We start from the raw sequence: 16608 nt of genomic DNA, 5'->3' as shown, positions 1-16608 counted from the left end.
TTTTATTCCCTATACGGGGCCGCCGGGCGTTAATGCGAGGACAAAGGGCACTGCAATCAAAGCAGATAACACGATGACCCCGAAGGATTTAGCAAGCGAACCGAACTGGTGCGCTTCATTCAGAAAATGGAGCGTGACGTAAAGGCTGATAATCGCCGTGGCCAGCAAAAACATCAGCATCAAAAACGGCAGCACGATCGTAATGACCAGCGTGATCACCATCGCAGCGATCTGAAGGTATTGCAGCCAGATGGTCAGCGTCAGGATGTCATCGAATGTTGCACGGCCACCCAGAAACCTCCCTACGAACAGAAATGCCCCGACGCTTAGCAGCATGGCGCCGGCAGATCGGACCAGACCCAGGAATACAGGCGTAGGTGGGGGTACGGATTCATCGCCGGGGACTGGAAGCAAATGATCAATACCCAGTTGCACAAGGCCGTTGAGCACCACGGCCAGAAAGAAAGAAAGCCATAAGATTTCTCGCCCCGGGCGCATGTCCAAAAGGCGCCGTGCCGCTTGGGCGGGGTGTGTCAGGGTCAAAATCGCAAGATCAACAAAGCCAGTGGGATTCATTCTTGCCGCCTTTGCGCTTGACTGAGACCTGCCAGCCAGAACCACAGGAACACTGCGAACCAGACGATCCCGACGAGTGTCAGGGCCGGTCCAGATCCTATGAAACCGCCGACCAAACCATTCAACAAAACCAGAGGTGTTGAGGATAATAGCGCCCAGAACAGAGCCAATCTAGCGCCATAGGACGTCCCCTGACCGCCAACCAACCGGGCCGCACCGTATGAAACAAAGGCCAGCAGGTAGAAAAACAGAGGCAGAATAATGACAGTGCCCATCAAGGCACCGCCCATCAGCATATCCAGCTCAAGCCCTTCGACATGCGCGCGTCGCGCAAGGCTGGGCAATTGCGCGATGAATGCAACGATGCAAAACGCCATGACAAACATCAGCGCCCTGTCCTCGCGCGGGCCAAGATCCAGAAGCCGCCGCACGACACGACCCGGCCCCCGATAGGTGGCCACGATATCCGAGGTCAAAGGCATCAGATGTGTCGCGACAGCCAGCCTTCAAGGCGGTTCACAATAGCCTCTGACAATACCTCATCCTCGATCTCATCGACGGCTTCGGCCAAAAATGCCAGCGTCAGCATATTGGTGGCGTCCTTAACCGAAACCCCGCGCGAACGCAGGTAAAACAGCGCCGTCTCATCAATCGCACCCGAGGTCGAGCCGTGCGAACACGCAACATCGTCGGCATAGATCTCAAGCTCGGGCTTGGCGAGGAACTGGCTGTCATCATCCAGCAGCAAGGACTGGCTGATCTGATAGCCATCTGTCTTCTGTGCGCCTTCCTTGACCAGGATCTTCCCCTGGAACACGCCGGTCGCGCCGTTGCGCAGAACTTTCTTAAAGACCTGACGGCTCTCACAGTTCACCGCGTCATGCGTAACGAAAACCGTGTCGTCATGGTGGAAATCACCATCACCTACGCAGGCGCCTGCCACATGAGCAACAGCGTCGTCGCCGGTCAGTTCGATCACCTGTTCGTTGCGTGTCAAAACTCCATTCACCGTCAGCGTGAAGGACTTAAAGACAGATTCCCGTCCCAGCCGCGTGAACATGTGTGTCGCAGCACGACGTTCATGGTCCCTGCCCTGTGCGCGCACGTGATGCAACGTACCGCCATCGGCGATGTCGATCTCGATGCATTTGTTGAACCGCGATGCCGCAGGACCGTTTTCCAGAACTGTCACTTCAGCGCCACTTTCGACACGGATGACGTGATGCAGCATAGCGTCCGAGGTCTCGGATGCATGGCGATAGATCAGGCTGATCGGCTTGGACGGTTTGCCGGTGACATGAATCGCAACGCCATCTGCGGCAAAGGCCGTATTCAAAGCAGCCAACGGCCGCTGAACCGGGGATTGTCCGCGCGATTCCAGAACGCCGTACAACTCTTTGGCCCAGTGAATATCCTTGCAGCAGATATCCTCGATCCGGTCGATGTTGACACCTTCCAATTCCAGATCATCCGACTCTTCGGCGCTGAACACACCATCGATGAAAACGATCTTCAATCGGTCGAGGTTGCCAAACAGCAGCGGTTCGTCTGAGTGGAACAAAGCGGCATGCGGCTGTTCGGCCGAGATCAGCGTGTCGGGGCGCGTGTACTTCCAATACTCGTCGCGCCGCCCTGGCAGACCCATTTCCAGCACACGGGCCAGCGCGTCTTCGCGCGCGGCACGGGTGCACCCGGCATCGGGCATGGTCAGCGTGGCCAGCCGCGCCTCGGTCGCAGTTTGTTTTAATTCGGGCAAAGCCATCAGTTCACCTCGGCCAGGATGTCGGCATAGCCGTTGTTTTCAACTTCCAACGCCAGTTCGGGACCACCGGTTTTAACGATGCGGCCGTCCGCCATGATGTGCACGACATCGGGTTTGATGTGGTCCAGCAGGCGCTGATAGTGGGTGATGACCAGGAAACCACGGCCTTCATCACGCAGCGCGTTCACGCCTTCGGCCACCAGTTTCATCGCATCAACGTCCAGACCCGAATCCGTTTCGTCCAGGATGCACATCTTGGGTTCCAGCATCGCCATCTGCAGGATTTCATTCCGCTTCTTCTCACCGCCCGAGAAGCCGACGTTTACCGGACGCTTGAGCATGTCTGCGTCGATTTTCAGCGATTTTGCCTTGGCCCGCACTTCCTTCAGGAAATCAGCAGCCGACAGTTCATCTTCGCCCCGCGCCTTGCGCTGTGCGTTCACGGCTGTGCGCAGGAAGGTCATGTTACCAACGCCCGGGATTTCCACGGGGTACTGGAATGCTAGGAAGACACCCGCAGCAGCGCGTTCTTCCGGCTCCATCTCCAAAAGGTCCTCACCATCCAGCGTGGCAGAGCCTTCGGTCACTTCGTACCCATCGCGGCCCGACAGCACATAGCTGAGCGTTGACTTGCCCGAGCCGTTCGGCCCCATGATCGCATGTACTTTTCCGGCCTCAACCGTCAGATCGACACCTTTGAGGATTTGCTTTTCTTCTTCCTCAAGCTTCACGTGCAGGTTTTTGATTTCCAGCATTTTTTGTCCTTTTGCGTACCGCAAGGGGCCATCCGGCCCCCAATATGTTCTAAATTCAGAGGAATGCGGGGTTAACCCACTGATCCTTCAAGGCTGATGGCCACCAACTGCTGCGCTTCCATGGCAAACTCCATCGGCAGCGCCTGCAGGACGTCCTTGCAGAACCCGTTAACGACCAGCGCCACGGCTTCTTCCTCGTCCATGCCGCGCTGACGGCAGTAGAACAGCTGATCGTCATCTACCTTGGATGTCGTCGCCTCATGTTCCACACGCGATGAATTGTTGCGGACCTCGATATACGGCACCGTATGGGCCCCGCATTTATCACCGATCAGCAAGCTGTCACACTGGGTGTAGTTGCGGCTGTCCTTTGCCTTGGGATGCATTGAGACCAAACCACGATAGGTGTTCTGCGCTTTACCCGCGCTGATCCCTTTGGACACGATGCGCGACTTGGTGTTCTTGCCCAGATGCACCATTTTGGTGCCGGTATCGGCTTGCTGCATGTTGTTGGTGATGGCGATCGAGTAGAACTCACCCTGGCTTTCGTCACCGCGCAGGATGCAGGACGGGTACTTCCAGGTCACGGCGGATCCGGTTTCCACTTGGGTCCACATCACCTTGGACCGGTCACCCCGGCAATCGGCGCGCTTGGTCACAAAGTTATAGATACCGCCCTTGCCGTTTTCATCCCCGGGGAACCAGTTCTGAACGGTCGAGTATTTCACCTCAGCATCTTCTTCGATGATGATCTCAACAACGGCCGCGTGCAGCTGGGCCGTGTCGCGCTGCGGCGCGGTGCAGCCTTCCAAATACGAAACGTAAGAACCCTTGTCCGCGATAATCAGTGTGCGTTCGAACTGACCCGTGTTTTCCGCGTTAATGCGGAAGTAGGTGCTCAGTTCCATCGGGCAGCGGACGCCCGGTGGGATGTAGACAAACGAGCCATCCGAGAACACGGCCGAGTTCAGCGTGGCGTAAAAGTTGTCAGAAACAGGCACAACAGTGCCAAGATATTTTTTGACCAGTTCAGGGTGCTCCCTGATCGCCTCGGAAATCGAACAGAAGATCACGCCGTGTTTGGCCAGCTCGTCCTGGAACGTTGTGCCAACTGAAACCGAGTCGAACACCGCATCCACGGCCACCTTGCGACCTTCGGCAGGCATATCCTCGGCGCCTTCGACACCGGCCAGAATCATCTGCTCTTTCAGCGGGATACCAAGCTTTTCGTATGTGGCCAGAAGCTTGGGATCGACCTCATCCAACGATTTGGGCTTTTCCTCCATCGACTTGGGACGGGCATAGTAATACTGGTCCTGAAAGTCGATCTTGGGATAGTGGACCATAGCCCAGTTCGGCTCATCCATCTTGGTCCAGCGTTCGAAGGCCGCCAGACGCCATTCCGTCATCCATTCGGGCTCTTCGTTCTTTTCCGAGATCAGCCGGACGATATCCGGGTTTACGCCCTTGGGAGCATATTCCATCTCGATATCGGTATCCCAACCGTATTTGTAGGTACTGACCTCGCGTACCGCGTCCACGGTTTCCTGATCGACACCTTCTTTTACCTGGGTCTGGTCCAAAGCGGCCATATGACACCTCCGTCAGATCACGCGGCGCGCGCGCGATGCTTCTTTTCTTTTTCAAGCCACGTTTCGGCGAAACGCAGCACATCTTCTTCAGTGGTCAAAGGTCCCAGAGACACGCGGATCGCGCTTGCTGCTGTGACCTCATCAAAACCCATCGCGGTTAACACCGCGCTTGCCCGGACCTTGCCGCTGGAACAGGCAGAACCTGCACTGATAGCGAAACCTGCCAGATCCATCTGCATGACCTGCGTTTCGCCCTTCCAGCCGGGGGTTGCGAAACACGAGGTATTCGGAAGGCGGTCCTGACCTTTCCCGACAAAAATAGTAGATTTAGAACCAGCCTCAAGGGCATTTTCTAGAATATTTCTAAATTCACGAACCTGTTCCCAGATACCATTTGAAAGATCCCGCGCCGCAGCTTCAGCTGCCGCCCCGAACCCCGCGATTCCAATGACATTTTCGGTGCCTGACCGTCGGCCCATCTCTTGCCCACCGCCTTTGATCATTGCAGGCAGTTCAGTGCCACGTTTCATCACCACCGCGCCAATACCTTTCGGGCCGCCCAGCTTATGGGCCGAAATCAACGCCATCTGGACGCCCAGCCAATTAAAAGCCACCGGCAATTTGCCAAAGGCCTGTGTCGCGTCTGTCACCGCCAATCCGTTTGGCAACGATTGGACAATCCCCGTCTCGGAATTCGCCAATTGCAGGGTCGACTGCTGGGGGTTTGACACGTCCACCTGACCAGATTGCGACGCGGGCAAGTCTTCGGTGATCCATGATCTGATCGCGTCATGCTCAATCGCGGACCCGTGCAAATCACGATTGATCAATGTCAGCGCTGCCCCTTCGGTCGAACCTGATGTGAACACAACGTCTGCCCCATCCGCACCAAATGCGGCTGCAACCTGCGCCCTTGCCCGCTCGATCAGAGCCTTGGCCGCACGGCCCTCGGCGTGAACGGACGAAGGGTTCCCGCACAATTCCATCGCCGCCACCATGGCCTGGCGGGCCTCGGGGCGCAGCGGTGTTGTTGCGTTATGATCCAGATAAACACGATTCATGGATACATCTTTTCCTGGTCGCAAAGCGGGGAAGAAACCCAAAAGGCAAACAGCATTAGATTACTCATCAACGATGGAAAACAGACTGGGAACTGCCGGGCACGGGGCCAAGTCGTTCTTGATCACGTCAGACAGGCGCGTTTGGTGCAAAAAAACGTAGACATGCGCACTGAGACCTTCCCATAGACGGTTGGTCAAAGACTGCGCCCGGCTGCCCGAGGATGCCCCGGATGCCCCGGCACCTTTTTGCAGCGCGTCCACGGTTTCATCCACCGCCGCCAGAACTTCGACCACCCGAATCTCGGAAGCAGGCCGCGCCAGACGATACCCGCCGCCCGGTCCACGTACGGACGAAACCAGTTCGGCCCGGCGCAATTTGACGAAAAGCTGTTCAAGATAAGGAAGCGAGACATCCTGACGTTCGGAAATTTCGCTAAGCGTCACCAAGCGGTCCGAGGGCTGTAGAGCAATATCAGCCAGTGCAACCATCGCGTAACGACCCTTTGTCGAAAGCTTCATTGTCTTTCCCTCATGGCAGGTTATAAGCGAAAACATTGACGCCGCCGCCGCCAGTGCGTATCTCCGACAGGCAGCGCCTAGCGCAAAGCATCATAATTAGAACCGTTCTAAAGTGCCTTACGATTACCGTCAAGTATATCATGGCATCAGGAAGAAAAAGACAGGACCAAAGCACACATGCCCGAGGTGATTTTTCCCGGACCCGAAGGCCGCCTGGAAGGCCGCTACCACCCGCAAAAGGAAAAAGACGCACCGATTGCCATCGTGCTGCACCCGCATCCACAATTCGGCGGGACCATGAACAACAAGGTGGTCTACAATCTGCACTATGCGTTTTACAACATGGGCTTCACCGTGTTGCGCTTTAACTTCCGCGGCGTGGGCCGCAGCCAGGGCGAATACGATCAGGGCATCGGTGAGCTGAGCGATGCCGCGTCAGCGCTGGATTATCTGCAATCGATGAACAACAACTCCAAGCACTGCTGGGTTGCCGGCTTCTCGTTCGGTGCCTGGATCGGAATGCAGCTGCTGATGCGCCGCCCCGAAATTACGGGCTTTATCAGCGTGTCGCCACCAGCCAACATGTATGACTTCTCATTCCTGGCCCCCTGCCCTTCGTCCGGCCTGATCATCAACGGCTCGTCGGACCGTGTGGCCCCGCCCGCCGACACCACGTCGCTGGTCAACAAACTGCACGAACAAAAAGGCATCACCATCACCCATAACGAGGTTGAGGGTGCTGATCACTTCTTCCAGGACCGTCACATGGACACGCTGATCACCGATGTCAGTGACTATGTGAAGCGTCGCCTGACCGAGAACACGCGCTAATGTCGAATACCATCACAACGCTTGCGGCCAAACTGGCCGAGGACACAATGAAGGTGATGGACGAAACCGGCAATGATCGTTTCTTTGTCGAGGTGGGAGAGCTTTTGGGCGCCTCCTCCCAGACCTTGGAAGAAGCCTTTTTGACCGAAATGCGTGTACGCATCGCTGAACGCAAAGCGCGCAAGTTTGTCATCGACGCACTGACCAAACATCGATCCCAGGTGAAAGCGATTGAAAAGAAATGACTGAAAGACTGTCCGCGCAACTTGAATTCCTGAAACGCGCGGACAGGCTGAAGTCGGTCGATCGCGCCAATGCGCTCCTGGATCGGTCCCGCCCTGAAAACTCTGCAGAACACAGCTGGCACCTGGCCTTATGGGCATTGACGATGGAGCCGTTGGCGGGTGACGACGTTAACATTAACCGCGTCATACGCATGCTGCTGTTGCACGATCTGGTCGAGATCATCGTCGGCGATCACCCCATTCACCTGGAAACCGATTGGAACGCCGTGGAACGCGCCGAGCGCGCGGCGGCGGACGAGTTGTTTAGTCTCTTGCCGGACGATCAGACGTCTGCGTTTCAAGCCCTGTGGGAAGAGTTCGAGGCCGATACGACGCCGGACGCGAAATTCGCCAAGTATCTGGACCGATGCCAACCGCTGTTTCAAGTCTTGTGTTCGCCAACCCCCAACCCGGATCATGTTGAAGTAGCGCGGGAAAACCTCTGCAGTGGTCGCGCCGCGTATTTGGCACGGGAATTCCCCCAAGCACACGCTCTGGCCAGCGCCATGCTGCACGCGCAGTCAACGCCCGAAACTGCGTTTTCTGAACGGCTGGCTTTTCTGACTGAAGCAGACCGCCTGAAGTCCGTTTACCGCGCCTCGCGCCTGTTGTCTGATGATCGGTTTGAAAACTCGGCCGAACATTCCTGGCACATCATGCTGTTTGCTTGGGTTTTGGCGGAATACGCGCAGCCCGGTGTATCGCTGGACCAAGTCCTGAAAATGCTTCTGCTGCATGACATCGTCGAAATTGATGCCGGAGATCACCCCATCCACGGTCAAGTCGACCACGCCGCACAAGAAGCCGAGGAAAAGGCAGCAGCCGACAGGTTGTTCGGGTTGTTGCCCGAGGCACCGCAGCACGCCTTCCGAATGCTTTGGGAGGAGTTCGAAGCCGCCGAGTCACCAGACGCGCGATTTGCCAAGGCGATCGATCGGTTTCAAACCCCAGTCGGGAACCTTGAAACAGGTGGCGGATCCTGGGTCGATTACAACGTGACGTTTGCCCAGATCGAACGCCGTGTTGGAACGCCGATCAATCGCGGCGCACCGGCGCTGTGGTCATGGTTGCGACCGCAACTGAGTACGTATTTTTCAGAAAACACTGTAGGTTGAGCCAATAGAAAAAGGGGCGCAAAGGCCCCTTTTCCAATCGTTCCGGCAGGCACTTAAACCTGAAAACTTTCAAACCGCTCAACACCACTGGCTGCGTTTATGTCGACGGACCCCCCGCCCGCAAGCCACCCAAGCGCCACTATGAATGCCGAAGCAACGATCACGGATATCGCAAATTTCGTCATTGAAAACTCATAAAAGAAAACTAAAAACCACCCATTTCATATCAGAATTTTTCTCTTTGAAACAGTATGGTTATCCTGACCTCTTCGGTGGGCAACGCCGGTGCTTCCGGCACCGAACTTTTCCCGATATCCGTTCAAATTCCCCTTGTCGGGAATCGGGAATTTGTGGTCAACCTCCCCAACTGCAACTGAATCGAGACCTGCCGTGCCCAAAGCCTATCTCATCCTATTGCTGGCGGTTTTCGCCGAAACAATTGGCACAACGGCGCTGCAGGCCAGCCAGCAGTTCAGCCGGTTTTGGCCCTCTGTTTTGGTTGTCGTGGGTTACGGAGTTGCTTTTTACTTACTGGGCCTCACCCTGAAATTTATGCCGGTCGGCATCGTCTATGCCATTTGGTCAGGCTTGGGGATCGTTCTGATCGCCATAATAGGCTTCATTGTTTTTGGTCAGCGCCTGGACTGGCCTGCGGTGCTCGGTTTGGCGATGATATTGGTCGGAATCCTGATCATTCACCTGTTTTCCAGCACAGCGGGCCACTGACGACCGGTTAGGGCTGGCCTATTCAGTCAATCCGCGTTATGCGCGCGGCAACTTCCCGTTCAAAGGCTGACCTCTCATGGACCTGCGCAATATCGCAATCATCGCTCACGTGGACCACGGTAAAACGACCCTGGTGGATGAGCTGCTCAAACAATCCGGTGCGTTCCGGGAAAACCAGGCGGTGGCCGAACGCGCCATGGATAGCAATGATCTGGAGCGCGAACGCGGCATCACCATCCTTGCCAAAGCGACCTCGGTCGAATGGAAAGGCACCCGGGTCAACATCGTTGACACCCCCGGCCACGCCGATTTCGGTGGCGAGGTTGAGCGGATCCTCAGCATGGTCGACGGTGTTGTCCTGTTGGTGGACGCCGCCGAAGGCCCGATGCCGCAGACCAAATTCGTGACGTCCAAGGCGTTGGCGCTGGGCCTGCGTCCCATCGTAGTGCTGAACAAGGTCGACAAACCCGACGCTGAACCCGACCGTGCACTTGATGAATGCTTTGACTTGTTCGCCAACCTCGGCGCTGACGACGATCAGCTGGATTTTCCTGCCATGTATGCCTCAGGCCGTTCCGGCTGGGCAGATATGGAGCTGGACGGGCCGCGCAAGGACCTGACCGCCTTGTTCGATCTGATCGTCGATCACGTCCCTGCCCCAAAACAGGTCGAAAACAAAGAAGAACCCTTCCGCATGCTGGCCACGACGCTGGGCAGCGATCCGTTCATCGGTCGCATCCTGACCGGTCGTGTGGAAAGCGGCACTTTGAAAGCGGGCGACAACCTCAAGGCGCTGAGCCGCGATGGCACGCTGATCGAAAACTTCCGCGCTTCGAAAATCCTCGCGTTCCGCGGACTGGCCCAACAGCCCATCGACGTGGCCGAAGCCGGTGACATCGTCACCATTGCAGGCATGAGCAAGGCAACTGTGGCCGACTCGTTGGTTTCGCCGCAGGTTGACGAAGCCCTGCCCGCACAACCCATCGACCCGCCAACCATCACTGTGACCTTCGGCATCAACGACTCGCCGCTGGCCGGTCGGGACGGCAAGAAAGTTCAGTCGCGTGTTATCCGCGACCGCCTGATGAAAGAGGCCGAGTCGAACGTTGCCATCCGCATCAGCGACACACCTGGCGGCGATGCCTTTGAGGTTGCTGGCCGTGGCGAATTGCAGATGGGCGTTCTGATCGAGAACATGCGCCGTGAAGGGTTCGAGCTCAGCATCTCACGTCCGCAGGTTCTGTTCCGCGAGGAAGACGGCCAGCGCATGGAGCCCATCGAAGAGGTCACTATTGACGTCGACGATGAATATTCAGGCTCGGTGATCGAAAAGATCACTGGCGCGCGTAAAGGCGAACTGGCCGAAATGCGTCCGGCCGGCGCTGGCAAGACCCGTATCATCGCGCATGTACCGTCGCGCGGGTTGATCGGATATCACGGCGAGTTCCTGACCGACACGCGCGGCACCGGTGTTCTGAACCGTGTGTTCCACGGCTGGGCGGCCCACAAAGGCCCGATCCCGGGTCGTCGTGCGGGGGTTTTGATCTCGATGGAAAACGGACAGGCCGTGGCTTATGCGTTGTGGAACCTGGAAGAGCGCGGCCGGATGTTTGTTGCCCCGCAAACCGACGTGTATCAGGGCATGGTCATCGGCGAGCACTCACGCGATAACGACCTTGAGGTGAACCCGCTCAAAGGCAAGAAACTGACCAACGTACGCGCCAGCGGTTCCGATGACGCCGTCCGCCTGACACCTCATATCCAGTATTCTCTGGAAGAGGCGATTGCCTATATCGATGATGACGAACTGGTTGAGGTCACTCCAAACGCCATTCGGTTGCGCAAGCGTTACCTTGACCCGCACGAACGGAAACGGATGGCAAGATCGGCCTGATCCGACCCAGAGCATTGTTTCTTTGCGGGCTACAATGCCTCAATTGTGACATTTTTGCTTCCTAGATGGCTAAATCTACCAAAAAAAAGTCCGTCCCTGCGACGGGCTTTTTTGTTGTTTTTCATATAGTTTCACCAATAGGTTGCATACTTCCCCGCTTTTTTTGCAGACACCCGTCAGAAAAATGAGGCAAGATACAGCTGTATTTTTGTCAAATCTGTGGCACAATTACTTAATTCAAAGGTGTTGGTAATGAGTTTAAAGGAGTAGCGCTATGCGCGTAAGGTCCCGTTTATATTCGTTTGTATATTTATCCGCGGCATTCCCATTGATGGCAACAAGCACGGCTTATGCGGCTGAGGTTTGTAATGTCAAAACAGCCCGGCAATCTGTATCCACCGAAACGCTTTGTAGTTGCAAGGTCGTCGACAAGCGGATGCTGCGTTACATTCAGCGTCGTGCCGACTTTGAGGACATCTTAGCCCGCACGTCCCAGACGTGCCCCCTGTTCGCGGCCATTTTGACCGACATCCCAACGGCGACAGTTCGAACCGATCGAAATGATGACAATGACAACAACTCGGTGAGCCGCAGCGGCGCATCCGCAGGTAACACCGGTGGCAGTGGCGGCTCGGGCGGTTCAGGTTCGTCGACAAATGGTGGCGAAGGCGACAATGGCGGCGACGGCCGCAGTGGCGGCGGCGGTGGTTCCGACGATGGCGGCGGCGGCGGTGGTTCCGACGATGGCGGCGGCGGCAGCAACGGCGGCGGCAGCAATGGCAGCGGCGGCAGCAATGGCGGCGCGGACTCCGGTAGCGGTAGCGGCGGCGGCGGCAGCAACGGTGGCGGTAACTCCGGCAGCGGTGACGGCAACGGCGGCAGCAACGGCGGCGGAAACTCCAGCAGCGGTGACGGCAACGGCGGCAGCAATGGTGGTGGAAACTCCGACAGCGGCGACGGCAACGGCGGCAGCAATGGCGGTGGAAACTCCAATGATGGCGACGGCAATGGTGGCAGCAATGGCGACGGCAATGACGGCGGTGGCAGTGATGGCAGCGGCGGCGGTGACGGCGGCGGCGGCAACGATGGCAGCGGCGGTGGTGACAGCGGCGGTGGCAGCGATGGCAGCGGCGGCGGTGCCGGTGGCGGCGGCGCCGATGGCAGCGGCGGTACCCTCTGACGCGACCAAATGCAAAGCAGCCTGAATACTTAGGCTATGCCATGAAAAATGCCGAATACGTCTCGACGTTCGGTCTGAAAAACAAAGGGGCGACTATCGTGTCGCCCCTTTTGCGATGCATAATCTGATAGATGAGTTGAAAGCCTTAGCTTCTTCCGTAAACACCGACCCAATTGCTTGGCTTAGTCGGATCCTGCATCCGAAGGAACAAATACCGCGTGGCCGACCATGGTTTTATCCGATTGGTCAAATTGTCCAGCACCAGATCCCCCCGAGCGGAGCGATAGACAAGAACTGCATGTGCGTTCCGGCGCGTATCCAACACCGTCGCGATCAGCAATTTGTTAGGATCAACACCTGCCCTGATCAGATCTCTTTTCTTCAAAAGAGCAAAATCTTCGCAATCCCCGCCGCGCGTTGTCGGCAAAGCCCACCGCTCGGTGGTACGGTATTGCGTCTGATCCGTAACCGCGCGCGTCGTTGCGTTGACCTGACGGTTGATCCGCTCAATGATCTGCATTTCCTGCTGTGACGTCATGCGCACCGACGCCTTACTGGCACATGCCCAAGCATACTGACGGCACAATTGCTGCGCGCCCGAAGGCGGAGGGGACGCCGCGAGGGTTCGGATGAAGCTGCCCTCGCTCGCATCCACTTGGGACCCGGCAAGCGTCGCCCCGCATACCAATACGGCAATCCCCACTGCCCGACCTGAATATGTTTTTAACCGCCCGAGAGCAGCTTGGAGTCCGATATCTTCCGATTTCATGCCTGTACCTCGATCCCTGTTCACTCGACGATTGTCGACAAACGGGACCGCGTGCGATTAGAACCAACTAACGGTATACGGTAGCGCTTGTACAATCTGGGGCGAACGTGAAGGGGAAAAAAGGCGGAAATTCGTCACTCATTAAGACCATTTCGCGCTGGAATTGAGGGCAACGCGCCACAATCTAGGCGGGAAGATACCCGGCAACTCGTGTCAAAATAAAGTAAGATGCTGGAATCACATAGATTTCGTGTGCGTCCAAAATTGCCACAATACCGTTCACTTCACTTGTGAACAGTTCGGCTGAATTCCGCCCATGAATGTATCTGATCGGCGGAAAATCCACCGACCAGACCGGGCTCATTTTCAGTCGGTAACTTCTACAACCACCAGTTCACGCTCACTTGCGCCGCGCGCGTGGTCCAGGGCCTGCTGGTATTCCGGTGAATTATAGCACTCGACCGCGGCCTCGACGGACGGAAACTTGGCGACCACATTGCGCGGACGCTCCTTCCCTTCCAGTTGGACGTAACGTGCAGCGCGGGCAATAAACGCCCCGCCGTGCTTGGCAATCGCAGGCCCTGCGAGCTCCGCGTATTTCGCATATGCGTCCGCATCCGTCACGGTGACGTGGGCAATCCAGAGTGCAGCCATCTTATCCTCCCAAAACCTGTTCTGCGGCTTTGATCGCCGCATCTGCGTTCGACGCGTCCTTGCCACCGCCCTGTGCCATGTCGGGGCGTCCACCGCCGCCTTTACCGCCCAGTTCTGCGACAGCCGCACGAACTAGATCAACGGCCGAGACTTTGTCGATCAGATCGGCCGTCACACCGGCGGCCACAGCAGCCTTACCGCCCGCATCCGCGATCAGCAGAACGGCACCAGACCCCAGACGGCTTTTGTGCTCATCAATCAACGCCGGCAAGTCCTTGCCCGATACGCCGTTCAGCGCTTGCGCAAGGAAGGCGACCCCGTTCACATTACGCGCTTCGCTGCCACCCTGCCCGGCCCCTCCGGCCATGGCCAGATCGCGGCGCAGCTGCGCCACTTCGTTTTGCAGCGATTTGCGTTCGTCCAACAGCAAAGACAATCGTGTTGGAACCTCGGTAGGTTGCGCCTTAAGAAGTGATGCAGATTCGGCAAGTTTAGAATAGTAGTCTCGCAGCAATAACGTTGCAGATTCACCCGTAATCGCCTCAATTCGTCTTACCCCCGCAGAGGATGCCGCGTCCCCCAAGATGACAAACGACCCAATATCACCAGTCTGGCGAACATGCGTACCGCCACACAGCTCAATCGACCATGTCTCGCCATCCTGACCCTTGCCGGTCGGAGCTTTGCCCATGGACACAACCCGGACTTCGTCGCCGTATTTCTCGCCAAACAGCGCCTGTGCGCCCAATTCGCGCGCATCATCGGGGGTCATGATCCGCGTTTCGACAGTCGAGTTCTGACGGATGAAGTCATTCACATCGCGTTCGACCTTTTGAATCTCATCCCCGCTCAGCGCCTTGGAATGGCTAAAGTCAAAGCGCAACCGGTCGGCCGCGTTCAGCGAGCCGCGCTGTGCAACATGATCGCCCAGCGTTTCACGCAACGCCTCGTGCAGCAGATGCGTGGCCGAGTGGTTTGCGCGAATTGCCGTGCGCCGCGCGTGGTCGACCTCAAGCTCGACCGCGTCACCTTTGGACAAAGCGCCCTGATCAACGGTCACTTTGTGGGCATAGATTTTGCCATCGGCGAATTTTCTGGTGTCTTCGACCCGCGCCATGTCATCGCGTTCTTCAAGACGACGGATTTCGCCAGTATCACCGATCTGACCGCCAGCTTCGCCATAAAACGGCGTCTGGTTGACAATCACCCAACCGGATCCGCCCTTTTCAATTGTGTCGACCAATGCACCATCGACCACCAAAGCGGCAATCTGCCCTTCGGCCTTTTCCGTGTCATAGCCCAGAAAATCCGAAGCTCCGGCAGTATCCAGCACATCAAACCACACTGCCTGATCTGCAGCCTCACCCGAACCGGCCCATGCCGCACGGGCCTTGGCTTTTTGTTCGGCCATGGCCGCGTCGAATCCGTCCGTGTCCACGGAGCGACCCTTTTCGCGCAGGGCATCCTGCGTCAGGTCCAGTGGGAATCCATACGTGTCGTACAATTTGAATGCCGCATCACCCGGAAGCGCCGCGCCCTCGGGCAAGCCTGCAACTTCATCATCCAGGAGTTTCAGACCACGATCGAGGGTTTGCTTAAACCGCGTTTCCTCCAACAGCAGCGTCTCTTCGATCAACGGCTGCGCCTGTCCCAACTCGGTGTATTGCGTTCCCATCAGCTGCACCAGACTTGGCACCAGCTGATACATAACCGGATCTTTCGCCCCCAGAAGATGCGCATGACGCATAGCACGACGCATGATCCGGCGCAGCACATAGCCACGCCCGTCATTGGACGGCATCACGCCATCAGCGATCAGGAAGGATGTCGCGCGCAGGTGGTCCGCAATTACCCGGTGGTGCACATTCTGGTCGCCATAGGGGTCAACCCCGGTGGCATGAGCAGACGCTTCGATCAATGTCTTGAACAGGTCGGTGTCATAGTTGTCATGGCTGCCCTGCAGCAGCGCGCCAATCCGTTCCAGCCCCATGCCGGTGTCGATCGACTGCATGTCGAGTTCGACCATCGAGCCGTCCTCGAATTGCTCGTTCTGCATGAAAACGATGTTCCAGATTTCAATGAACCGGTCGCCGTCTTCGTCGGGCGATCCCGGAGGACCACCCCAGATGTGATCGCCATGGTCGTAGAAAATCTCGGTACACGGTCCACACGGACCAGTCGGACCCATCTGCCAGAAATTGTCGCTAGTGGCGATGCGGATAATCCGGTCTTCGGGAACGCCGACCTTTTTCCAGATCTCGAACGCCTCGTCATCCGTGTGATACACCGTTGCCAACAGGCGGTTCTTGTCGATGCCGAATTCCTTGGTGATCAACTCCCACGCAAACGGAATCGCCTCGTGTTTGAAGTAATTGCCGAAGGAAAAGTTGCCCAGCATTTCAAAGAAGGTGTGGTGCCGCGCGGTATAACCAACGTTATCGAGGTCATTGTGCTTACCGCCGGCGCGCACGCATTTCTGTGCCGTCGTGGCGCGCTGATAATCACGGGTTTCAACACCGGTAAACAGGTTCTTGAACTGCACCATGCCCGAGTTCACGAACATCAATGTCGGGTCATTGCGCGGAACCAGCGGGCTGGACGCGACAATTTCATGCCCCTGTTTGGCAAAATAATTCAGAAAGGTTGAGCGGATATCATTCAGCGTGGGCATATGGCTCTCTCGGCGCGCAATCTCAGTGTTCTGAAATGGTTTATCCCCGTCCCAATGGATAGTCCACAAAGATAAACCGGCCTTATATTTGAAGGGCTAGAAAACCCGTCAACAAGATCCGTACACACCAATAGTACAAGATCACCGTATGCAGAACGAGTTAAGGCGGCCACGCGGACCGCCTAGTTTCGAGTATTCTCAATTCTTGCAAAACCGGGG

17 protein-coding genes are annotated in these 16608 nt (G+C 56.9%); 6 read left to right on the top strand and 11 right to left on the bottom strand.

What is annotated here, in order from left to right; all coding sequences use genetic code 11:
* Positions 1-9: 9 nt before the first annotated feature.
* The 7 genes from AC2FLJ_RS00550 to iscR all read right to left on the bottom strand — a co-directional run bounded on the left by AC2FLJ_RS00550 (position 10) and on the right by iscR (position 6265).
* Complete coding sequence (locus AC2FLJ_RS00550; RefSeq protein WP_109311875.1) at positions 10-576, bottom strand: Yip1 family protein; 567 nt, start codon at positions 574-576, stop codon at positions 10-12.
* Entirely contained in the window at positions 573-1058 is a 486-nt protein-coding gene (locus tag AC2FLJ_RS00545; RefSeq protein WP_496704210.1) for a YIP1 family protein, read from the bottom strand. Before AC2FLJ_RS00545 ends, AC2FLJ_RS00550 begins: the two co-directional genes overlap by 4 nt.
* The gene (gene sufD, locus AC2FLJ_RS00540) at positions 1058-2338 is read right to left on the bottom strand and encodes a Fe-S cluster assembly protein SufD (RefSeq protein WP_496704209.1); all 1281 of its coding nucleotides are present in this window, start codon (positions 2336-2338) and stop codon (positions 1058-1060) included. The genes AC2FLJ_RS00545 and sufD overlap by 1 nt, the downstream gene beginning before the upstream one ends.
* Entirely contained in the window at positions 2338-3093 is a 756-nt protein-coding gene (sufC, locus tag AC2FLJ_RS00535) for a Fe-S cluster assembly ATPase SufC (protein WP_170557265.1), read from the bottom strand. The genes sufD and sufC overlap by 1 nt, the downstream gene beginning before the upstream one ends.
* A gap of 71 nt (positions 3094-3164) precedes the next feature.
* Positions 3165-4685, bottom strand: a complete 1521-nt coding sequence (gene sufB / locus AC2FLJ_RS00530; RefSeq protein ID WP_058271676.1) for a Fe-S cluster assembly protein SufB — start codon at positions 4683-4685, stop codon at positions 3165-3167.
* Positions 4686-4702: 17 nt separating this feature from the next.
* Complete coding sequence (locus AC2FLJ_RS00525; RefSeq protein ID WP_496704208.1) at positions 4703-5746, bottom strand: cysteine desulfurase family protein; 1044 nt, start codon at positions 5744-5746, stop codon at positions 4703-4705.
* Between the two features lie 60 nt (positions 5747-5806).
* Positions 5807-6265 (bottom strand): Fe-S cluster assembly transcriptional regulator IscR, encoded by a 459-nt coding sequence (gene iscR, locus AC2FLJ_RS00520; protein ID WP_058271678.1) that lies wholly within the window; start codon positions 6263-6265, stop codon positions 5807-5809.
* A gap of 177 nt (positions 6266-6442) precedes the next feature.
* Here iscR and AC2FLJ_RS00515 point away from each other — a divergent pair, with 177 nt between their 5' ends.
* Genes AC2FLJ_RS00515 through AC2FLJ_RS00505 form a run of 3 tightly spaced genes read left to right on the top strand, consistent with a single transcriptional unit; the run spans position 6443 to position 8495 of the window.
* The gene (locus AC2FLJ_RS00515; RefSeq protein WP_058271679.1) at positions 6443-7096 is read left to right on the top strand and encodes an alpha/beta hydrolase; all 654 of its coding nucleotides are present in this window, start codon (positions 6443-6445) and stop codon (positions 7094-7096) included.
* A complete protein-coding gene (locus AC2FLJ_RS00510) occupies positions 7096-7341 on the top strand; it encodes a hypothetical protein (RefSeq protein WP_058271680.1) in 246 nt (81 codons plus the stop codon). The genes AC2FLJ_RS00515 and AC2FLJ_RS00510 overlap by 1 nt, the downstream gene beginning before the upstream one ends.
* Positions 7338-8495 carry an HD domain-containing protein gene (locus tag AC2FLJ_RS00505; protein ID WP_496695538.1) on the top strand — a complete coding sequence of 386 codons (1158 nt, stop codon included), beginning with the start codon at positions 7338-7340 and terminating at the stop codon, positions 8493-8495. Before AC2FLJ_RS00510 ends, AC2FLJ_RS00505 begins: the two co-directional genes overlap by 4 nt.
* A gap of 53 nt (positions 8496-8548) precedes the next feature.
* On the opposite strand, the gene AC2FLJ_RS00500 is transcribed toward AC2FLJ_RS00505, so the two are convergent.
* Positions 8549-8680, bottom strand: a complete 132-nt coding sequence (locus tag AC2FLJ_RS00500) for a hypothetical protein (RefSeq protein ID WP_472723796.1) — start codon at positions 8678-8680, stop codon at positions 8549-8551.
* A 205-nt stretch (positions 8681-8885) separates the two neighbouring features.
* Between AC2FLJ_RS00500 and AC2FLJ_RS00495 the strand changes: the two genes are divergently transcribed.
* The 3 genes from AC2FLJ_RS00495 (at position 8886) to AC2FLJ_RS00485 (ending at position 12295) form a co-directional block, all read left to right on the top strand.
* Entirely contained in the window at positions 8886-9221 is a 336-nt protein-coding gene (locus AC2FLJ_RS00495) for a DMT family transporter (RefSeq protein WP_496704207.1), read from the top strand.
* Positions 9222-9297: 76 nt separating this feature from the next.
* On the top strand, positions 9298-11115 hold the full coding sequence (typA, locus tag AC2FLJ_RS00490; protein ID WP_282168284.1) for a translational GTPase TypA: 1818 nt from the start codon (positions 9298-9300) through the stop codon (positions 11113-11115).
* A 331-nt stretch (positions 11116-11446) separates the two neighbouring features.
* Positions 11447-12295 carry a hypothetical protein gene (locus AC2FLJ_RS00485; protein WP_496704206.1) on the top strand — a complete coding sequence of 283 codons (849 nt, stop codon included), beginning with the start codon at positions 11447-11449 and terminating at the stop codon, positions 12293-12295.
* A gap of 145 nt (positions 12296-12440) precedes the next feature.
* On the opposite strand, the gene AC2FLJ_RS00480 is transcribed toward AC2FLJ_RS00485, so the two are convergent.
* The 3 genes from AC2FLJ_RS00480 to alaS form a co-directional block, all read right to left on the bottom strand.
* Positions 12441-13064, bottom strand: coding sequence for a transglutaminase-like cysteine peptidase (locus AC2FLJ_RS00480; RefSeq protein WP_282168282.1), 624 nt, complete (start codon positions 13062-13064; stop codon positions 12441-12443).
* A 366-nt stretch (positions 13065-13430) separates the two neighbouring features.
* Positions 13431-13718 (bottom strand): DUF1330 domain-containing protein, encoded by a 288-nt coding sequence (locus tag AC2FLJ_RS00475; RefSeq protein ID WP_113790250.1) that lies wholly within the window; start codon positions 13716-13718, stop codon positions 13431-13433.
* A gap of 1 nt (position 13719) precedes the next feature.
* Positions 13720-16389 carry an alanine--tRNA ligase gene (gene alaS / locus AC2FLJ_RS00470; RefSeq protein WP_496704205.1) on the bottom strand — a complete coding sequence of 890 codons (2670 nt, stop codon included), beginning with the start codon at positions 16387-16389 and terminating at the stop codon, positions 13720-13722.
* Positions 16390-16608 lie beyond the last annotated feature (219 nt).

It is taken from the genome of Ruegeria sp. CDSA034, assembly GCF_059612275.1.
The sequence above is the reverse complement of the archived record's forward strand: the minus strand, read 5'-3'. Positions and strand labels throughout refer to the sequence as shown.

Excerpts from the sequence above, each read along its gene's own strand:
- AC2FLJ_RS00510 (WP_058271680.1), top strand. The coding sequence starts at position 7,096 with ATGTCGAATACCATCACAACGCTTGCGGCCAAACTGGCCGAGGACACA.
- AC2FLJ_RS00550 (WP_109311875.1), bottom strand. The coding sequence starts at position 576 with ATGAATCCCACTGGCTTTGTTGATCTTGCGATTTTGACCCTGACACAC.
- AC2FLJ_RS00485 (WP_496704206.1), top strand. The coding sequence starts at position 11,447 with ATGGCAACAAGCACGGCTTATGCGGCTGAGGTTTGTAATGTCAAAACA.
- sufB (WP_058271676.1), bottom strand. The coding sequence starts at position 4,685 with ATGGCCGCTTTGGACCAGACCCAGGTAAAAGAAGGTGTCGATCAGGAA.
- AC2FLJ_RS00500 (WP_472723796.1), bottom strand. The coding sequence starts at position 8,680 with ATGACGAAATTTGCGATATCCGTGATCGTTGCTTCGGCATTCATAGTG.
- sufC (WP_170557265.1), bottom strand. The coding sequence starts at position 3,093 with ATGCTGGAAATCAAAAACCTGCACGTGAAGCTTGAGGAAGAAGAAAAG.
- typA (WP_282168284.1), top strand. The coding sequence starts at position 9,298 with ATGGACCTGCGCAATATCGCAATCATCGCTCACGTGGACCACGGTAAA.
- AC2FLJ_RS00480 (WP_282168282.1), bottom strand. The coding sequence starts at position 13,064 with ATGAAATCGGAAGATATCGGACTCCAAGCTGCTCTCGGGCGGTTAAAA.
- AC2FLJ_RS00545 (WP_496704210.1), bottom strand. The coding sequence starts at position 1,058 with ATGCCTTTGACCTCGGATATCGTGGCCACCTATCGGGGGCCGGGTCGT.
- AC2FLJ_RS00515 (WP_058271679.1), top strand. The coding sequence starts at position 6,443 with ATGCCCGAGGTGATTTTTCCCGGACCCGAAGGCCGCCTGGAAGGCCGC.
- sufD (WP_496704209.1), bottom strand. The coding sequence starts at position 2,338 with ATGGCTTTGCCCGAATTAAAACAAACTGCGACCGAGGCGCGGCTGGCC.
- iscR (WP_058271678.1), bottom strand. The coding sequence starts at position 6,265 with ATGAAGCTTTCGACAAAGGGTCGTTACGCGATGGTTGCACTGGCTGAT.
- AC2FLJ_RS00505 (WP_496695538.1), top strand. The coding sequence starts at position 7,338 with ATGACTGAAAGACTGTCCGCGCAACTTGAATTCCTGAAACGCGCGGAC.
- AC2FLJ_RS00475 (WP_113790250.1), bottom strand. The coding sequence starts at position 13,718 with ATGGCTGCACTCTGGATTGCCCACGTCACCGTGACGGATGCGGACGCA.
- AC2FLJ_RS00525 (WP_496704208.1), bottom strand. The coding sequence starts at position 5,746 with ATGAATCGTGTTTATCTGGATCATAACGCAACAACACCGCTGCGCCCC.
- alaS (WP_496704205.1), bottom strand. The coding sequence starts at position 16,389 with ATGCCCACGCTGAATGATATCCGCTCAACCTTTCTGAATTATTTTGCC.